The sequence below is a fragment of the Streptomyces caatingaensis genome (assembly GCF_001187435.1).
Taxonomy (GTDB): domain Bacteria; phylum Actinomycetota; class Actinomycetes; order Streptomycetales; family Streptomycetaceae; genus Streptomyces; species Streptomyces caatingaensis.
The window spans coordinates 67688-87152 of sequence record NZ_LFXA01000012.1 but is presented as its reverse complement, the minus strand read 5'-3'; the positions used below and the strand labels follow the sequence as shown (position 1 = coordinate 87152).

General features: G+C 75.0%; 1 protein-coding gene and 1 pseudogene. Both read left to right on the top strand.

Annotation, left to right across the window (positions count from 1 at the left end):
- The first annotated feature begins 4 nt into the window (after positions 1-4).
- A complete protein-coding gene (locus AC230_RS19270; RefSeq protein WP_049717537.1) occupies positions 5-10948 on the top strand; it encodes a type I polyketide synthase in 10944 nt (3647 codons plus the stop codon).
- 77 nt (positions 10949-11025) lie between these two features.
- Positions 11026-19377: pseudogene (locus AC230_RS33820) on the top strand (type I polyketide synthase); the annotation flags it as partial.
- Positions 19378-19465: the final 88 nt, after the last annotated feature.

Here is a 19465-nt window from a genome sequence, read left to right as displayed (position 1 = left end):
TTACATGGCGACTGAGGACAAGCTCCGCGATTACCTCAAGCGGGTCACGACCGACCTGCACCAGACCCGCGAGCGCCTGCGGGAGGCCGAGGAGAAGGAGCACGAGCCGATAGCCGTCGTCGCGATGAGCTGCCGCTACCCGGGCGGGGTCACCTCGCCCGAGGAGCTGTGGCAGCTCGTCGCCTCGGGAACGGACGGCATCACCGAGTTCCCCCGCGACCGCGGCTGGGACGTCGAGACCCTCTACGACCCGGACCCCGACACCGGCCGCGAGGGCACCAGCTACACCCGCCAGGGCGGATTCCTGCACGACGCCGCCGAGTTCGACCCGACGTTCTTCGGCATCAGCCCGCGCGAGGCACCCGTCATGGACGCCCAGCAGCGCCTGCTGCTGGAGACCTCCTGGGAGGTCTTCGAACGGGCCGGCATCGACCCCGCGACCCTCAAGGGCAGCCGGACCGGTGTCTTCGCCGGCCTGATGTACCACGACTACGCGGGCAACCAGAGCTCCGGAAGCCTCGTCTCCGGCCGCGTCGCCTACACCTTCGGCCTCGAAGGCCCCGCGGTGACGGTCGACACCGCCTGCTCCTCGTCCCTCGTCGCCCTGCACCTGGCCATCCAGGCGCTGCGCAAGGGCGAATGCTCCCTCGCCCTCGCCGGCGGCGTGACCGTGATGGCCACCCCCGGCACCTTCGTGGAGTTCAGCCGCCAGCGCGGGCTGTCCGCCGACGGCCGCTGCAAGTCCTTCGCCGACGCGGCCGACGGCACCGGCTGGGGCGAGGGCGTGGGCGTGCTCCTCGTCGAGCGGCTGTCCGACGCCCTGCGCAACGGCCACCCGGTGCTGGCCGTCGTCCGCGGCTCGGCCGTCAACCAGGACGGCGCCTCCAACGGCCTGACCGCCCCCAACGGCCCCTCCCAGCAGCGCGTCATCCAGCAGGCCCTCGTCGACGCGGGCCTCGCCGCCGACCAGGTCGACGCGGTCGAGGCGCACGGCACGGGGACGACGCTGGGCGACCCGATCGAGGCGCAGGCGCTGCTGGCCACGTATGGCCAGGAGCGGCCGGAGGGCCGGCCGTTGTGGCTCGGCTCGATCAAGTCGAACATCGGTCACACGCAGGCCGCCGCCGGTGTCGCGGGCATCATCAAGATGGTCATGGCGATGCGCGAGGGCGTCCTTCCCCGGACCCTCCACGTCGACCGGCCCTCCACGCACGTCGACTGGTCCGCCGGCGCCGTCGAGCTGCTGACCGAGGCCGTGGCCTGGCCCGAGACCGACCGGCCGCGCCGCGCCGCCGTGTCGTCCTTCGGTATCAGCGGCACCAACGCCCACGTCATCCTGGAACAGGCCCCCCCCGCCGCCGAGGACGAGCCGGCCGCGCGCACCGCCGACGGCGGCGTGGTGCCGTGGGTCCTCTCCGGCCGCACCGAGGCGGCGCTCAAGGCCCAGGCCGAGCGCCTGCTGACCTGGGTCCGCACGGCGCCGTCCGGCGCCCTCGCCGCCGACACGGGCTTCTCGCTGGCCTGCTCCCGCACGGCCTGGGAGCACCGGGCCGTCGTCACGGGCACGGACACCGACGAACTGCTCGCGGGCGTACGGGCCGTCGCACGCGGCGAATCGGCTCCCGGCGTCACCGTGGACGAGACCGCGGGCGGGAAGCTGGCGGTGCTGTTCACGGGGCAGGGCGCGCAGCGGCTCGGGATGGGGCGTGAACTGCGCTCCGCCTTCCCGGTGTTCGCGGACGCGTTCGACGCGGTGTGCGCCGAGCTGGACCGGCATCTGGACCGGCCGTTGCGGGAGGTCGTGGACGGGGACGGGGAGGCGCTGGACCGTACGGGGTTCACGCAGGCCGCGCTGTTCGCCGTGGAGGTCGCGCTCTACCGGCTGGTCGAGTCCTGGGGCGTGCGGCCCGACTTCCTCGCCGGGCACTCCATCGGTGAGGTAACGGCCGCGCACGTGGCGGGGGTTCTGTCGCTGGCGGATGCCTCCCGTCTGGTGGCGGCGCGGGGTCGTCTGATGCAGGCGTTGCCTGCGGGCGGTGTGATGGTCTCCGTCCAGGCGTCGGAGGAGACGGTCCTCCCGCTCCTGGCCGGGCGGGAGGACGAGGTCGGTATCGCGGCGGTCAACGGGCCTGCGTCCGTGGTGGTTTCGGGTGTCGAGTCGGCCGTCCTGGAGATCGCCGAGGCTCTGGCGGCGGACGGTGTGAAGACGAAGCGTCTGCGGGTGTCGCACGCGTTCCACTCGCCGTTGATGGACCCGATGCTGGAGGACTTCCGGCACGTCGTCTCCCAGCTCACCTTCTCCGCCCCGGCGATCCCGGTCGTCGTGCACGGTGACGTCACCTCCGTCGACTACTGGGTGGGCCACGTCCGCGACGCCGTCCGCTTCGCCGACACCGTCCGCACGCTGGAGGCCGACGGCGTCCGTACGTTCCTCGAACTCGGGCCGGACGCCGTCCTGTCGGCCATGGGCCAGGAGACCGCCCGCGACGCGGTGTTCGTGCCGGCCCTGCGCCGGGACCGGGCCGAGCAGCGGACGACGGTCGACGCGCTCGGCCGGCTGCACGCCCGTGGAGTGACGGTCGACTGGCAGGCGTTCTTCGCCCCGCACGTGGCCCGCCGCGTCGATCTGCCCACCTACGCCTTCCAGCACGAGCGTTACTGGCTGGACAGCACCGCCGCGCTCTACGGCACGGCCGCGCCCGACGAGGAGGCCGGGCGCCGATACCGGGTCGTGTGGCGGCCCGTCGCCGACCCGGCGGGTTCCCTGCCCGGCGGGACGTGGCTCGTCGTCGTGCCCGCCGGGGCCGCCCGACACGCCTGGGTGGACGCCGCGGTGACGGCCCTCGACGGCGCCGGTGCGCGGGTGGTGCGCGCCGAGGTGGACGCCGAGTGCGTCGAGCGCGAGGTGCTCGCGGAGCGGCTGGACGCCGCCCTCCTGCGGGCCGGGGTCGAGGCCGGGGCGGTGGACGGCGGGGTGCTGTCGTTCGCCGGCCTGGACGAGACCTCCGGGCTCCTGCTCCAGGCGGCCCTGATCGGTGCCCTGGGCACCGTGGGCGTGGACGCCCGCCTGTGGGCCGCGACGTGCGGTGCCGTGTCGGTGGGCGCGTCGGAGCGCCTGACCAGCCCGGTGCAGGCCCGGATCTGGGGTCTCGGACGGGTGGCCGCGCTGGAGTACCCGCAGGCGTGGGGCGGTCTCGTCGACCTCCCCGCAACCCCCGACGAGCGAACGGCGGCGCGCCTGCTCGCCGTTCTGGCCGCCACCGGCGGCGAGGACCAGGTCGCGCTGCGCCCCTCGGGCGTCCACGCCCGGCGCCTCGTCCGCGCGGCAGGGCCTGCCGCCCTTCCCGAGGGCGGCAGGGCGGCCACGGGCACGTACCTGGTCACCGGTGGCACCGGCGCCCTCGGCGCCCAGGTCGCCCGCCGGCTGGTCGACCGCGGCGTGTCCGGGCTCGTCCTGGTCTCGCGCCGGGGCCCCGAGGCACCGGGCGCCTCCGCACTGCGCGCGGAGCTGGAGAGTTCGGGCGTGGAGGTGACCATCGCCGCCTGCGACGCCGCCGACCGCGACGCCCTCGCCGCGCTCCTCGCACGGCACCCGGTCACCGGAGTGGTGCACGCCGCCGGCGTGCTGGACGACGGGGTCCTCGACGGGCTCACCCCCGAGCGGTTCGCCGCCGTCCTCGGCCCGAAGGCCGACGCGGCCCGCAACCTGGACGAGCTCACCCGCGGCCTGGACCTGGAGGCGTTCGTCCTCTTCTCCTCCGCCGCCGGTGTCCTCGGCAACGCGGGACAGGCCAACTACGCCGCCGCCAACGCCTATTTGGACGCCCTGGCCGAGCAGCGGCGCGCCGACGGCCTCCCCGCGACGGCCATCGCCTGGGGCCCCTGGGCCGGCGACGGCATGGGCGGCGACGCCGAACTCGACGCACGGCTGCGGCAGGCCGGCATGCCGCCCATGGACGCCGCCCTCGCCCTGGACGACCTCGACTCGGCCCTCGCGCAGGACGAGGTGACGCTCACCGTCGCCGACATCGACTGGAAGCGCTACCACCCCGTCTTCACCGCCGCCCGGCCCAGCGCCCTCCTCGGCGAACTGCCCGAGGTCCGCCGTCTGGTGGAGGAGGCGGCCGCGGCCGACGGCACCGACCGCGCGGCCGGACTGCGCCGCCGCCTCTCCGGCATGGCCGCACCCGAACAGGAGCGGACGCTCCTCGACCTGGTCCGCGCGGAGATCGCGCTCGTCCTCGCCTACGCGTCCCCGGACGCGGTGCCGGCGAACCGCGCCTTCAAGGACCTCGGCTTCTCCTCCCTCTCCGCCGTCGAACTCCGCAACCGGCTGGGCGCCGTGACCGGGCTCCGCCTGCCCGCCACCCTGGTCTTCGACTTCCCGAACCCCCTCGCGCTCGTCGGCCACCTGCGGGACGAACTGCTGGGCGGCACCGGTGCCGACGGCTCCGCCCCCGTGGTGGTGACGGCCGCCGACGACGAGCCCATCGCCATCGTCGGCATGGCCTGCCGCTTCCCCGGCGGCGTCGACTCGCCCGCGGCGCTGTGGCGGCTCCTGGCCGACGGCACCGACGCCATCGGCCCGTTCCCCGACGACCGCGGCTGGGACCTGGACGGGCTCCACGACCCCGACCCCGAGCACGCCGGCACCAGCTACGTCCGCGAGGGCGGCTTCGTGGACCGGCTCGCCGACTTCGACGCCGGGTTCTTCGGCATCTCGCCCCGCGAGGCCCTCGCCATGGACCCCCAGCAGCGCCTGGTCATGGAGACCGCCTGGGAGGCCCTGGAGGACGCGGGGATCGACCCCGGAAGCCTGCGCGGCAGCCGCACCGGCGTCTACCTCGGCACCAACAACAACGACTACACCTTCTACTTCACCGACGACGCCGAGGGCTCCGACGGCTTCGTCGGCACCGGCAACGCCTACAGCGTCGTCTCGGGCCGCGTGTCGTACGTGCTGGGCCTGGAGGGCCCGGCCGTCACCGTCGACACCGCCTGCTCCTCCTCCCTGGTGGCCCTCCACCAGGCCGTCCAGGCCCTGCGCCAGGGCGAGTGCTCCCTCGCCCTCACCGGCGGCGTCACCGCGATGGCCACCCCGCGGACCTTCGTGGAGTTCAGCAGGCTGCGCGGCCTCGCGGCCGACGGCCGCTGCAAGGCGTTCGCCGGCGCCGCCGACGGCACCAACTGGGGCGAGGGCGTGGGCGTGCTGCTGGTGGAGCGGCTGTCGGACGCGCGGAGGAACGGGCACCGGGTGCTGGCCGTGGTCCGTGGCTCGGCGATCAACCAGGACGGTGCGAGCAACGGCCTGACCGCCCCCAACGGCCCGTCCCAGCAGCGCGTCATCCGCCAGGCCCTCGCCAACGCCGGCCTCACGACCGGTGACGTCGACGTGGTCGAGGCGCACGGCACCGGCACGACGCTCGGCGACCCCATCGAGGCCCAGGCCCTCCTGGCCACCTACGGCCAGGACCGGCCCGCCGGCCGGCCGCTGCTCCTCGGCTCGGTCAAGTCCAACATCGGTCACACCCAGGCCGCCGCCGGTGTCGCCGGCGTGATGAAGATGGTCCTCGCCCTGCGCGAGAACCGCCTCCCGCAGACCCTGCACGTGGACGAGCCGACGCCGCACGTGGACTGGTCGGCGGGTGCCGTCGAGCTGTTGGCGGAGGCGCGGGAGTGGCCGGCGGGCGGCGAGCCGCGCCGGGCCGGCGTCTCGTCCTTCGGCTTCAGCGGTACGAACGCCCACCTCATCCTGGAGGAGGCGCCGGCCGAGGAGCCCGCCGTCGGTGTCGGGGAGCCGGCGACGGGTGGTGTGGTGCCGTGGGTGCTGTCGGCGCGTGGTGCGCGGGCGTTGCGGGCGCAGGCGGCGCGGCTGGTGGAGTTCGTGGAGGCCCGGCCGTCGCTCGGCCTGGCCGACACCGGCTTCTCGCTCGCCACGACGCGCGGGGCGCTCGATCACCGCGCCGTGGTGGTCGGTGCCGACCGTGGGCGGCTCCTTGAGGGTGTGAGGGCGCTGGCCGAGGGGCGTCCTGCTCCGGGTCTGGTCGAGGGTGTCGCGTCGGGTGACGTGGGCCAGGTGGCGTTCGTGTTCCCGGGGCAGGGGTCGCAGTGGGCCGGCATGGCCGTGGGGCTGCTGGACGAAAGCCCGGTGTTTGCGCAGCGGTTGGGGGAGTGTGAGGAGGCGCTGTCGGCCTTTGTCGACTGGTCGCTCACTGATGTCCTTCGTGGTGTGGAGGGTGCGCCGGGGCTGGAGCGGGTGGATGTGGTGCAGCCGGTGTTGTGGGCTGTGATGGTGTCGTTGGCGGAGGTGTGGCGTTCGTACGGGGTGCGGCCGTCGGCGGTGGTCGGGCACTCGCAGGGTGAGATCGCGGCTGCGGTGGTGTCGGGTGCGTTGTCGCTCGATGACGGTGCGCGGGTGGTGGCGTTGCGGTCGCGGGCGATCGGGGCGCTGGCGGGCAAGGGTGGGATGGTGTCCGTCCCGCTGCCGGTGGCGGAGGTGCGTGAGCTGATCGGCCGGTGGGACGGTCGGGTGTCGGTGGCCGCGGTCAACGGCCCGACGTCCGTGGTGGTTTCGGGTGAGGTCGCTGCCCTGGATGAGCTGATGGCCCACTGCGAAGCCGAAGCGGTCCGCGCCCGCCGCATTCCGGTGGACTACGCGTCGCACTCGGCCGCCGTGGAGGAGATCCGCGAGACGATCCTGGACGTCCTCGCCCCCGTGACGCCGCTCGCTCCCGAGGTGCCGTTCTTCTCGACGGTGACGGGGGAGTGGCTCACCGGCCCGGTCACGGACGCCGGCTACTGGTACCGCAACCTCCGTCAGACCGTCGAACTCGCCGACGCCGTAACCGCGTTGTTGTCCCAGGGCTTCGGAGCCTTCGTCGAGGTGAGCGCTCACCCCGTGCTGACCGTCCCGGTGCAGGAGACGCTGGAGGGGACGGACGCGGTGGTGCTGGGCACGCTGCGGCGCGACGAGGGTGGTGTCGAGCGCTTCCTGACCTCCCTCGCCGAGGCCCACAGTCGCGGTGTCGACCTCGACTGGAACGCGGTGTTCGGTACCGCCCGGCGGGTGGATCTGCCGACGTACGCCTTCCAGCGGGAGCGTTTCTGGCCCAAGACCGTCGCCGGGACCGGTGATGTGACCTCGGCGGGTCTGGGCTCCACCGGTCACCCGCTGCTGGGCGCGGCCGTGACGCTGGCCGACGGTGAGGGTGTGCTTCTGACGGGTCGTCTTTCCCGGGCCACTCATGCCTGGCTGGTGGATCACCAGGTGGCGGGCGCTGTCCTCGTCCCGGGTACGGCGTTCGTCGAGCTCGCCGTCCGGGCGGGTGAAGAGGTCGGCTGCGGCCTGGTCGAGGAACTGACCCTCGAAGCGCCCCTCGTCCTGCCCGAACGCGGTGGAATCCACCTCCAGTTGAAGGTCGGTGCGGACGACGGTACCGGCCGTCGCACGCTCGACGTGTTCTCCCGTGCGGAGGACGCCGCCGAGGACGAGCCGTGGACGCGGCACGCCACCGGTGTCCTCGCCGAGGAGAGCGGCGCCGCCGCTCCCTTCCCGGCGGCCGGTGTCTGGCCGCCCGCCGGCGCGGAGCCCGTCGACCTCGGCGCGTTCTACGACGGGCTCGCCGGCGTCGGCATGAGCTACGGGCCCGCCTTCCAGGGCGTCCGGACGGTCTGGCGCCACGGCGACGAGGTGTTCGCGGAGGTCGCCCTGCCCGACGGCGTGGACGCGGCCGGGTTCGGACTGCACCCGGCGCTGCTGGACTCCGCCCTGCACCCGCTCACCCTCGGGATCGTTCTGCCCGAGGCGCAGCAGGACGGCGGGCGGCCGTGGCTGCCGTTCGCGTGGGAGGGCGTGGCCCTGCGGGCGTCCGGTGCCACCGCGCTGCGGGTGCACCTCGCCCCCGCCGGGACCGGCGCCGTCGCCGTGACGGTCGCCGACCCGACGGGCACGGTCGTCGCCTCGGCGGCGTCGCTCAGCCTGCGGCCGATGGCCGCCGCCGCCCTGGACGCGGCGCGCTCGGCCGGTGCGGACGCCATGTTCCGGCTCCTGTGGAGCGGGATCGCGGCGGACCGGCCGGCGGCCTCCGCCCGGTACGCGCTGCTGGGCGCGGACGAACTCGGCCTGGGTGCCGCCCTGAAGACGTCCGGGGCGCGTGCCGAGACGTACGCGGACCTGGCGGCCCTGGGCGAGGTGGTGGCCTCCGGGACGCCGCTGCCCGACGCGGTGCTGCTGGGCTGCCCGTCCGTCGACGGGCCGGTCGCCGGGCAGCCGGAGGCGGCCCGCGCCGCCGTGGCGCGCGTCCTGGCCGTGGCGCAGGAGTGGATCGCCGACGAGCGGTTCGCCGACGCGCGGCTGGTCGTCGTCACCCGGGGCGCCGTCGGGGTCCTGCCGGGGGAGGACGTCGATCTGACGCACGCCCCCGTCTGGGGTCTGGTCCGCTCGGCCCAGACGGAGAACCCGGGCCGGTTCGCGCTGCTCGACCTCGACGGGGCCGACGGGTCGGCCGCCGCGCTGGCGGGTGCCCTGGCCGCCGCCGGGGAACCGCAGATCGCCCTGCGCGACGGCGCGGCGTACGCGCCGCGGCTGGCGCGGCCGGCGGCCGCCGAGGAGTTGACGCCGCCGGACGGAGTCGCCGCCTGGCGCCTCGACCTGACCGCCCGCGGCACGCTGGAGAACCTGGCGCTCGTCCCCGCGGACGACGCGGTCGCCCCGCTCGCCGAGGGACAGGTGCGGGTCGCGGTCCGCGCGGCCGGCATGAACTTCCGCGACGCGCTCATCGCGCTCGACATGTACCCGGGCACGGGTTCGGTCGGCGGCGAGGGCGCCGGCACGGTCCTCGAAGTCGGCCCCGGCGTCGGCCGGTTCGCGGTCGGCGACAAGGTCATGGGCATCTTCCCGAAGGCCTTCGGCCCGGTCGCCGTGGCCGACCACCGGATGCTGGCCCCCGTCCCGCAGGGCTGGACCTTCGAGGAGGCGGCCGGCGCGTCCGTCGTCTTCTCCACCGCCTACCACGCGCTCGTCGAACTCGCCGACCTGCGGCCGGGGGAGAGGATCCTCGTCCACGCGGCGGCCGGCGGGGTCGGCATGGCGGCCGTGCAACTGGCGCAGCACCTGGGCGCCGAGGTGTACGGCACGGCGAGCCCCGGCAAGTGGGACACGCTCCGCTCGCTCGGGCTGGACGACGCGCACATCGCCAACTCCCGCACGCTGGACTTCGAGCAGGAGTTCCTGGCCGCCACCGGCGGGCAGGGCATGGACGTCGTCCTCGACTCGCTCACCGGCGAGTTCGTCGACGCGTCGCTGCGGCTGCTGCCCCACGGCGGACGGTTCGTGGAGATGGGCAAGGTCGACGTCCGCGACGCCGACGACGTCGCCGGCTGGTATCCGGGCGTCGAATACTGGACGTTCGACCTCAGCGAGGCCGGCCCGCAGGTCACCGGGCAGGTGCTCACCGAGGCCGTGGAGCTCGTGGACACGGCCGGGCTGCGCCCGCTGCCGGTGACCACCTGGGACGTGCGGCGCGCGCCCGAGGCGTTCCGGCACCTGGCCCAGGCGCAGCACGTCGGCAAGGTCGTCCTGACCATGCCCGCCGGCGCGGCCGACCCGTCGGGGACCGTGCTCGTCACCGGCGGCACCGGCACCCTCGGCGGGCTGCTCGCCCGCCACCTGGTCGCCGAGCACGGCGTCCGCCGGCTGCTGCTCACCAGCCGCCGCGGCCCCGACGCCCCCGGCGCCGACGAACTCCGCGCGGAACTCGAGGAGTTGGGTGCCGAGGTGACCGTCGCCGCCTGTGACGCCGCCGACCGGGAGGCGCTGGCCGCGCTGCTGGCCGCCGTCCCGGACGCGCACCCGCTCACCGGCGTCGTCCACACCGCCGGCGTGCTCGACGACGGCGTCCTGGAATCCCTCGACGAGGAGCGGATCGGCACCGTCTTCCGGCCCAAGGCCGACGCCGCCTGGAACCTGCACGAGCTCACCCGCGAACTCGCCCCGGACCTGCGCCACTTCGTGATGTTCTCCGGCGCGGCCGGCATCTTCGGCGGGCCCGGCCAGGGCAACTACGCGGCGGCCAACGTGTTCCTGGACGCCCTCGCCCACCACCGGCGCGCCCTCGGCCTGCCGGCCACCTCGCTGGCCTGGGGCCTGTGGGGGCAGAGCAGCGGCATGACCGGGCAGATGGACGAGGCCGACGTGCTGCGGATGCGCCGCTCCGGCGTCCGCCCGCTCGCCTCGGACACCGGACTCGCCCTGTACGACCTGGCGGCCGCGCTCGACGAGCCGCTGCTCGTCCCCGTCCGCCTGGACCTGGCGGCCTTCCGCCGGGTGCCGTCGGCGGACCTGGTGCCGCCGCTGCTGCGCGGCCTGGTCCGCGGCCCCTCCCGCCGGGCCCTGGAGGCCGGGGCGCAGGCCGCCGAGGGCTTCCAGCAGACGCTGGCGGCCACGCCGGAGGCCGAACGCGAACGGGTCCTGCTGACGTTCGTCCGCACCCAGGCCGCCGCCGTGCTCGGGCACGCGGGAGCCGACGCCGTCGAGGGCGGGCGCGCCTTCAACGAGATCGGCTTCGACTCGCTCACCGCCGTCGAACTCCGCAACCGGCTCAACGCCGCCACCGGACTGCGGCTGCCCGCCACCCTGGTCTTCGACTACCCGACACCCGCCGCCCTCGCCGCCCACCTGCGGCAGGAGCTGGTGCCGCAGGAGCCGGCCGACCCGTCCGCCGCCGTGCTCGGCGAACTCGACCGACTGGCCACCACCCTGTCGTCCACCGGCGCGTCGGACGACCCCGCCGCACACGCGGAGATCACCTCGCGCCTGCAAGCCCTGCTGTCGGAATGGAAGGACCGGCACGCCCCCGCCGGTACCGAGGACGTGAGCACCAGGCTCTCGGCGGCGACCACCGCCGACGAAGTCCTCAGCTTCATCGACAACGAGCTCGGCATCTCCTGACCACCGCCACACGCTCACAGGGAGGGCGACGGAACATGACCACCACCAACGAAGAGAAACTGGTCGACTACCTCAAGAAGGTGGCCGGCGACCTGCACCAGACCCGGCAGCGGCTGCGCGAGGTCGAGGACCGCGGCCGCGAGCCGATCGCGATCGTCGGCATGGCCTGCCGCTACCCCGGCGGCATCACCTCCCCCGAGGAGCTGTGGGACCTCGTCGCCACCGGCACCGACGGCATCTCCGGACTGCCCACCGACCGCGGCTGGGACCTGGAGAAGATGTACGACGTCGGCTCCGGCGGCGGCGCCGCGTACGTCCGCAACGGCGGATTCGTCCACGACGCCACCGAGTTCGACGCCGGGTTCTTCGGCATCTCGCCCCGCGAGGCCCTCGCCATGGACCCGCAGCAGCGCCTGGTGCTGGAAACGTCCTGGCACGCCCTGGAGCACGCCGGCATCGACCCCGCCGCCCTCCGCGGCAGCCGCACCGGCGTCTTCATGGGCGCCAACAGCTCCGACTACGTCACCGTCATCCAGCGCGCCCCCGAGGCCGCCAAGGGCTACCTGATGACCGGCGTCGGCGGCAGCGTCGTCTCGGGCCGCGTGTCGTACGTGCTGGGCCTGGAGGGCCCGGCCGTCACCGTCGACACCGCCTGCTCGTCGTCGCTGGTCGCCCTGCACCTCGCCGTCCAGGCGCTGCGCAACGGCGACTGCACGATGGCCCTCGCCGGCGGCGTCACCGTCGTCTCCACCCCCGGCCAGTTCATGGACTTCGGCAAGCTGCGCGGCCTCGCCCCCGACGGCCGCTGCCGGGCCTTCGCCGAGGCCGCGGACGGCACCGGCTTCGCCGAGGGCGTCGGCGTGCTGCTGGTGGAGCGGCTGTCGGACGCGCGGAGGAACGGGCACCGGGTGCTGGCCGTGGTCCGTGGCTCGGCGATCAACCAGGACGGTGCGAGCAACGGCCTGACCGCCCCCAACGGCCCGTCCCAGCAGCGCGTCATCCGCCAGGCCCTCGCCAACGCCCGGCTCTCCGCCGAACACGTCGACGCCGTCGAGGCGCACGGCACCGCCACCAAGCTCGGCGACCCCATCGAGGCCCAGGCCCTGATCGCCACCTACGGCCAGGACCGGCCCGCCGGCCGGCCGCTGTGGCTGGGCTCGTTGAAGTCCAACATCGGCCACGCCCAGGCCGCCGCCGGTGTCGCCGGCGTCATCAAGATGGTCATGGCGATGCGCGCGGGCGTCCTCCCGCAGACCCTCCACGTCGACGCCCCCACCTCGCACGTCGACTGGTCGGCGGGCGCCGTCGAGCTGTTGACGGAGGCGCGGGAGTGGCCGGCGGGCGGCGAGCCGCGCCGGGCCGGCGTCTCGTCCTTCGGCATCAGCGGTACGAACGCCCACCTCATCCTGGAGGAGGCGCCGGCCGAGGAGCCCGCCGTCGGTGTCGGGGAGCCGGCGACGGGTGGTGTGGTGCCGTGGGTGCTGTCGGCGCGTGGTGCGCGGGCGTTGCGGGCGCAGGCGGCGCGGCTGGTGGAGTTCGTGGAGGCCCGGCCGTCGCTCGGCCTGGCCGACACCGGCTTCTCGCTCGCCACGACGCGCGGGGCGCTCGATCACCGCGCCGTGGTGGTCGGTGCCGACCGTGGGCGGCTCCTTGAGGGTGTGAGGGCGCTGGCCGAGGGGCGTCCTGCTCCGGGTCTGGTCGAGGGTGTCGCGTCGGGTGACGTGGGCCAGGTGGCGTTCGTGTTCCCGGGGCAGGGGTCGCAGTGGGCCGGCATGGCCGTGGGGCTGCTGGACGAGAACCCGGCGTTCGCGGAGCGGATCGCCGCGTGCGAGCGGGCGTTGGCACCGCATGTGGACTGGTCGTTGACCGCAGTGCTGCGGGGCGCGGAGGGTGCGCCGGGGCTGGAGCGGGTGGATGTGGTGCAGCCGGTGTTGTGGGCTGTGATGGTGTCGTTGGCGGAGGTGTGGCGTTCGTACGGGGTGCGGCCGTCGGCGGTGGTCGGGCACTCGCAGGGTGAGATCGCGGCTGCGGTGGTGTCGGGTGCGTTGTCGCTTGAAGACGGTGCGCGGGTGGTGGCGTTGCGGTCGCGGGCGATCGGGGCGCTGGCGGGCAAGGGTGGGATGGTGTCCGTCCCGCTGCCGGTGGCGGAGGTGCGTGAGCTGATCGGCCGGTGGGACGGTCGGGTGTCGGTGGCCGCGGTCAACGGCCCGACGTCCGTGGTGGTTTCGGGTGAGGTCGCTGCCCTGGATGAGCTGATGGCCCACTGCGAAGCCGAAGCGGTCCGCGCCCGTCGCATTCCGGTGGACTACGCGTCGCACTCGGCCGCCGTGGAGGAGATCCGCGAGACGATCCTGGACGTCCTGGCCCCGGTGACGCCTCTTGCTCCTGAGGTGCCGTTCTTCTCGACGGTGACGGGGGAGTGGCTCACCGGCCCGGTCACGGACGCCGATTACTGGTACCGCAACCTCCGTCAGACCGTCGAACTCGCCGACTCCATACGCACCTTGGCGCAGGAAGGCTTCGGTGCCTTCATCGAGGTGAGCGCTCACCCCGTGCTGACCGTCCCGGTGCAGGAGACGCTGGAGGGGACGGACGCGGTGGTGCTGGGCACGCTGCGGCGCGACGAGGGTGGTGTCGAGCGCTTCCTGACCTCCCTCGCCGAGGCCCACGTCCGCGGTGTCGACCTCGACTGGAACGCGGTGTTCGGTACCGCCCGGCGGGTGGATCTGCCGACGTACGCCTTCCAGCGGGAGCGTTTCTGGCCCAAGACCGTCTCCGGGACCGGTGATGTGACCTCGGCGGGCCTGGGCTCCACCGGTCACCCGCTGCTGGGCGCGGCCGTGACGCTGGCCGACGGTGAGGGTGTGCTCCTGACGGGTCGTCTTTCCCGGGCCACTCATGCCTGGCTGGTGGACCACCAGGTGGCGGGCGCTGTCCTCGTCCCGGGTACGGCGTTCGTCGAGCTCGCCGTCCGGGCGGGTGACGAGGTCGGCTGCGGCCTGGTCGAGGAACTGACCCTCGAAGCGCCCCTCGTCCTGCCCGAACGCGGCGGAGTCCACCTCCAGGTGGCGACCGGCGCTCCCGACGCCGCCGGGAACCGTACGTTCACCGTGCACTCCCGTGCCGAGGACGCCCCCGCCGACGAGCCGTGGCTCCGGCACGCCACCGGCGTCCTGGCGCCCGCCGCGCCCAACGCCGCCTTCGAGGACGGTACGTGGCCGCCCGCCGGTGCCGACCCGATCGCCCTGGACTCCTTCTACGACGGGCTCGCCGCCGCCGGCATGACCTACGGGCCCGCCTTCCGGGGGCTGAACCGGGCCTGGCGGCGCGGCGACGAGGTGTTCGCGGAGGTCGCCCTGCCCGACGGCGTGGACGCGGCCGGGTTCGGACTGCACCCGGCGCTGCTGGACTCCGCCCTGCACCCGCTCACCCTCGGGATCGTCCTGCCCGGCACCCGGCAGGGTGCCGGTGACGGGCCCTGGCTGCCGTTCGCGTGGGAGGGCGTGGCCCTGCGGGCCTCGGGCGCGACCGCGCTGCGGGTGCGCCTCACGCCCGCCGGCGGCGACGCCGTCGCCGTGACCGTCGCCGACCCCACGGGCGCCGTCGTCGCCTCCGCCGAGGCGCTGACCCTGCGGCGGACCTCCGCCGACGCCCTCACCGCGGCCCGTACGGTGCACCACGACGCGCTGTTCCGCGTCACCTGGCCCGCCGTCCCCGTCGCCCCCCCGCCCGCCGGGGCGGCCGCCCGCCCCGTGGCCCTCGGGGACGTCCCCGACGGCCTCCGGGCGCTGCTCGACGTGCGGGACGGCGGCCTCGGCGCCCTCGCGTCCGCCGGCGAGGACGTGCTCGTCTTCCCCGAGTCCGGCGCCGGGCTGCGCGACACGGCGCACCGGGGCCTGGACCTGGTGCGGACGTGGCCGGCCGAGGAGCGGTTCGCGTCGTCCCGGCTGGTCGTCGTGACGCGTGGCGCCGTCGCCGTGGACGAGGACGCCGAGCTGACCGATCCGGCGCAGGCCGCCCTGTGGGGCCTGGTGCGTTCGGCGCAGTCGGAGCACCCCGGCCGGTTCGTCCTGCTGGACGTGGACGCCACGGCCGCCTCGTACGACGCCCTGGGCGCGGCCCTGGCGTCCGGCGAGCCCCAACTGGCGCTGCGCGACGGTGAGGTGCGCGTGCCCCGGCTGGACCGGGTGGCCCGCTCCGAGGAGCCGGCCGCCGTCTGGGGCGCAGGTCCCGTGCTGATCACCGGTGCCACCGGCACCCTCGGCGGTCTCGTCGCCCGGCACCTGGTCGCCGAGCACGGTGTCCGCCGGCTGCTGCTCACCAGCCGCCGCGGCGCCGACGCGCCGGGCGCGGCCGAACTTCGCGCCGGGCTTGAGGAGTTGGGTGCCGAAGTGACCCTCGTGGCCTGTGACGCCGCCGACCGGGAGGCGGTCGGCGAGCTGCTGCGCCGCCACCCCGTCACGGGCGTCGTCCACACGGCCGGTGTCCTCGACGACGGCGTCGTCGCATCCCTCACCCCCGAGCGGCTCGACACCGTCCTGCGGCCCAAGGCCGAGGCGGCGCGCGTGCTGCACGAGGTCACCGGTGAACTCGGGCTGGACCTCTCGGCGTTCGTGCTGTTCTCCTCTGCCGCCGGGGTCTTCGGCCCCGCCGGACAGGCCAACTACGCGGCCGCCAACGCCTACGCGGACGCCCTCGTGCGGCACCGCCGCGCGCTGGGCCTGCCCGGCGTCTCCCTCGCCTGGGGCATGTGGGAGGAGCGCAGCGGGCTCACGGGGCGGCTGGACGAGGCCGACGTGGAGCGCATGAACCGGTCCGGGCTGAGCGGCCTGGGCTCGGCGGAGGGCCTCGCGCTGATGGACGCCGCCCTCGCGGACGGTGACGCCCTGCTCGTCCCCGCCAAGCTCGACCTGGCCGGTCACCGGGCCGCCGCCGACGCCGGGACGCTGCCGGTGCTGCTGCGCGGCCTCGTACGGACGCCCGTCCGCCGCCGGGCCGGTACCGGGGCCGCCTCGGCGTCGCTCCTCGAACAGAGCCTGGCGGACGCCTCCGTGGAGGAGCGCGGCCGGATCCTGCTGGATCTGGTGCGCACCCAGGTCGCCGCCGTCCTCGGGCACAGCGGCCCGGCCGCCGTCGAACCGGACCGCGCCTTCGGCGAGATCGGCTTCGACTCGCTGACGGCCGTCGAGTTCCGCAACCGGCTGGCCGCCGCGACCGGCCTGCGGCTGCCCGCGACCCTGGTCTTCGACCACCCCAGCCCGACCGCCGTCGCCGCCCACCTGGACGGCCGGCTCACGGGTACGGGCACGGCGCGGCCCGCGCGCGTCACGTCGGCGGCACCGGCCGACGAGCCGATCGCGATCGTCGCCATGGCCTGCCGCTACCCCGGCGGCGTGAGCTCCCCCGAGGACCTGTGGCGGCTCGTCACCGAGAACGGCGACGCCGTCTCCGCCTTCCCCGAGGACCGCAACTGGCCGCTGGCCGAGCTGCACGCCATGGGCGACGGCTACACGAAGAAGGGCGGATTCCTCTACGAGGCGGCCCAGTTCGACGCCGGCCACTTCGGCATCTCGCCGCGCGAGGCGCTCGCCATGGACCCGCAGCAGCGGCTCTTCCTGGAGGCCGCCTGGGAGGCGTTCGAGCGGGCCGGCATCGACCCGCACGCGGTGCGCGGCAGCCGCACGGGCGTGTTCGGCGGGCTGATGTACCACGACTACGTCTCGCACCTCACCGGGACGCAGGCGGACGTCGGCGGCTTCATCGGCACGGGCACCTCCGGCGGCGTCCTCTCCGGGCGCGTCTCGTACCACTTCGGCCTCGAAGGCCCCGCCGTCACCGTGGACACCGCCTGTTCCTCCTCGCTGGTCGCCCTGCACCTCGCCGTCCAGGCGCTGCGCAACGGCGACTGCACGATGGCGCTGGCCGGCGGTGTGACGGTGCTGGCCACGCCCGGAGCGTTCCTCGACTTCGGGCGGCAGAGCGGGCTGGCCCCCGACGGGCGCTGCAAGTCCTTCGCGGCCGCGGCCGACGGTACCGGCTGGAGCGAGGGGGTCGGTGTGCTCCTCGTCGAACGGCTCTCGGACGCGCGGAGGAACGGCCACCCCGTCCTCGCCCTGGTCCGCGGCTCCGCCGTCAACCAGGACGGCGCCAGCAACGGCATGACCGCCCCCAACGGCCCGGCGCAGCAGCGCCTGATCCGCGAGGCGCTGGCCGGGGCCCGGCTCTCCGCCGACCAGGTGGACGCGGTCGAGGCGCACGGCACGGGCACGACGCTGGGCGACCCCATCGAGGCGCAGGCCCTGCTGGCCACGTATGGCCAGGAGCGGCCGGAGGGCCGGCCGTTGTGGCTCGGCTCGATCAAGTCGAACATCGGTCACACGCAGGCCGCCGCCGGTGTCGCGGGCGTCATCAAGATGGTCATGGCGATGCGCGAGGGCGTCCTTCCCCGGACCCTCCACGTGGACGAGCCGACGCCGCACGTCGACTGGACCGAGGGCGACGTACGGCTGCTGACCGAGGCCCGCACCTGGCCGGAGACCGGACGTCCCCGGCGGGCCGCCGTGTCGTCCTTCGGCATCAGCGGCACCAACGCCCACACCATCCTGGAGCAGGCGCCGGACACCGTCGAGCCCACCGTCCCCGCCCCCGCGGCCGTCGGCGACGTGCCGTGGCTGCTGTCGTCGAGCGGCCGCCGCGGCCTGCGGGCCCAGGCCGAGCGGCTGCGCGCCCACCTCGACGCGCGCCCCGAGGCCGAACCCGCCGCCGTCGCCCGCGCGTTGGCGACCACCCGCGCCGCGCTCAAGCACCGCGTCGCCGTCGTGGGACGGGACCGCGACGAACTCCTCGCCGGCCTGGCGGCCGTCGCCTCCGGGGCCCCGGCCGCCCACGTCGTCCAGGACGAAGCGGCCCGGGGGGCGCTGGCGTTCCTGTTCACCGGGCAGGGCGCCCAGCGCGTCGGCATGGGGAGCGAGCTGTACGGCCGGTACCCCGCTTACGCCGAGGCGTTCGACGCGGTGTGCGCCGAGCTGGACCGGCATCTGGACCGGCCGTTGCGGGAGGTCGTGGACGGGGACGGGGAGGCGCTGGACCGTACGGGGTTCACGCAGGCCGCGCTGTTCGCCGTGGAGGTCGCGCTCTACCGGCTGGTCGAGTCCTGGGGCGTGCGGCCCGACTTCCTCGCCGGGCACTCCATCGGTGAGGTAACCGCCGCGCACGTGGCGGGGGTTCTGTCGCTGGCGGATGCCTCCCGTCTGGTGGCGGCGCGTGGCCGTCTGATGCAGACGCTGCCTGCGGGCGGTGCGATGGTCTCCGCCCAGGCGTCGGAGGAGACGGTCCTCCCGCTCCTGGCCGGGCGGGAGGACGAGGTCGGTATCGCGGCCGTCAACGGGCCTGCGTCCGTGGTGGTTTCGGGTGCCGAGTCGGCCGTCCTGGAGATCGCCGAGGCCCTGGCGGCGGACGGTGTGAAGACGAAGCGTCTGCGGGTGTCGCACGCGTTCCACTCGCCGTTGATGGACCCGATGCTGGAGGACTTCCGTCAGGTCGTCTCCGGCCTCACCTTCTCCGCCCCGGCGATCCCGGTCGTCGTGCACGGTGATGTGACATCCCCCGATTACTGGGTGGGCCACGTCCGCGACGCCGTCCGCTTCGCCGACACCGTCCGCACGCTGGAGGCCGACGGCGTCCGCACGTTCCTCGAACTCGGGCCGGACGCCGTCCTGTCGGCCATGGGCCAGGAGACCGCCCGCGACGCGGTGTTCGTGCCGGCCCTGCGCCGGGACCGGGCCGAGGGGCACGCCCTGGTGACCGCGCTCGCCCGGCTCCACAACCGGGGCGTGCGCGTCGACTGGGCCGCGTTCCACGGGCCCGCCGGTGACGGGCGCGTCGATCTGCCCACCTACGCGTTCCAGCGCCGCCGTTACTGGCCGGACGCCCCGGAGCGGGCCGCCGCCGTGCCCGGCGCGGGGAGCCGTACGTCCGCCGAGGCGGGCTTCTGGGAGGCCGTCGACACCGGCGACCTCGCCGCCCTCGCCAAGGCCCTGGAGGTGGACAGCACGTCCGGTCAGGACTCCCTGGCCGAGGTGCTGCCGCTGCTCGCCGCCTGGCGGCGCCGCGAGCGGGCCGACATCCCCTCCCCGGACGGGGACGAGGCGGCCGGCGGTGCCGACGAGGAGCGGCTGGAGGCCGCCCGCCGGCGGCTCGCCGGGCTGGCCGGCGACGCCTGGACGGCCGCCGCCCTCGACATCGTCCGCACCGAGACGGCCGTCGCCCTCGGGCACGCCTCCGCCGACGAGGTGGAGGCCGGCAGCCAGTTCTTCGACATGGGGATGTCCTCCCTGTCCGCCGTGGAACTGGGCAACCGGCTCGGCGCCGTCTTCGGCACCACGCCGGCCGCCGACGTGATGTACGAGCACCCGAGCCCGGCGGCGCTCGTGGAGCACCTCCGGGAGATCTCCGGCCCCGGCACCGCGGCCTGACCGGCACCCGCCTCCCGCAACAGACCTTTCCCGAAGAAAGTTG

What these genes read in the sequence shown, in the direction of transcription:
- AC230_RS19270 (WP_049717537.1), top strand. Translation starts at nt 5, where the DNA reads ATGGCGACTGAGGACAAGCTCCGCGATTACCTCAAGCGGGTCACGACC.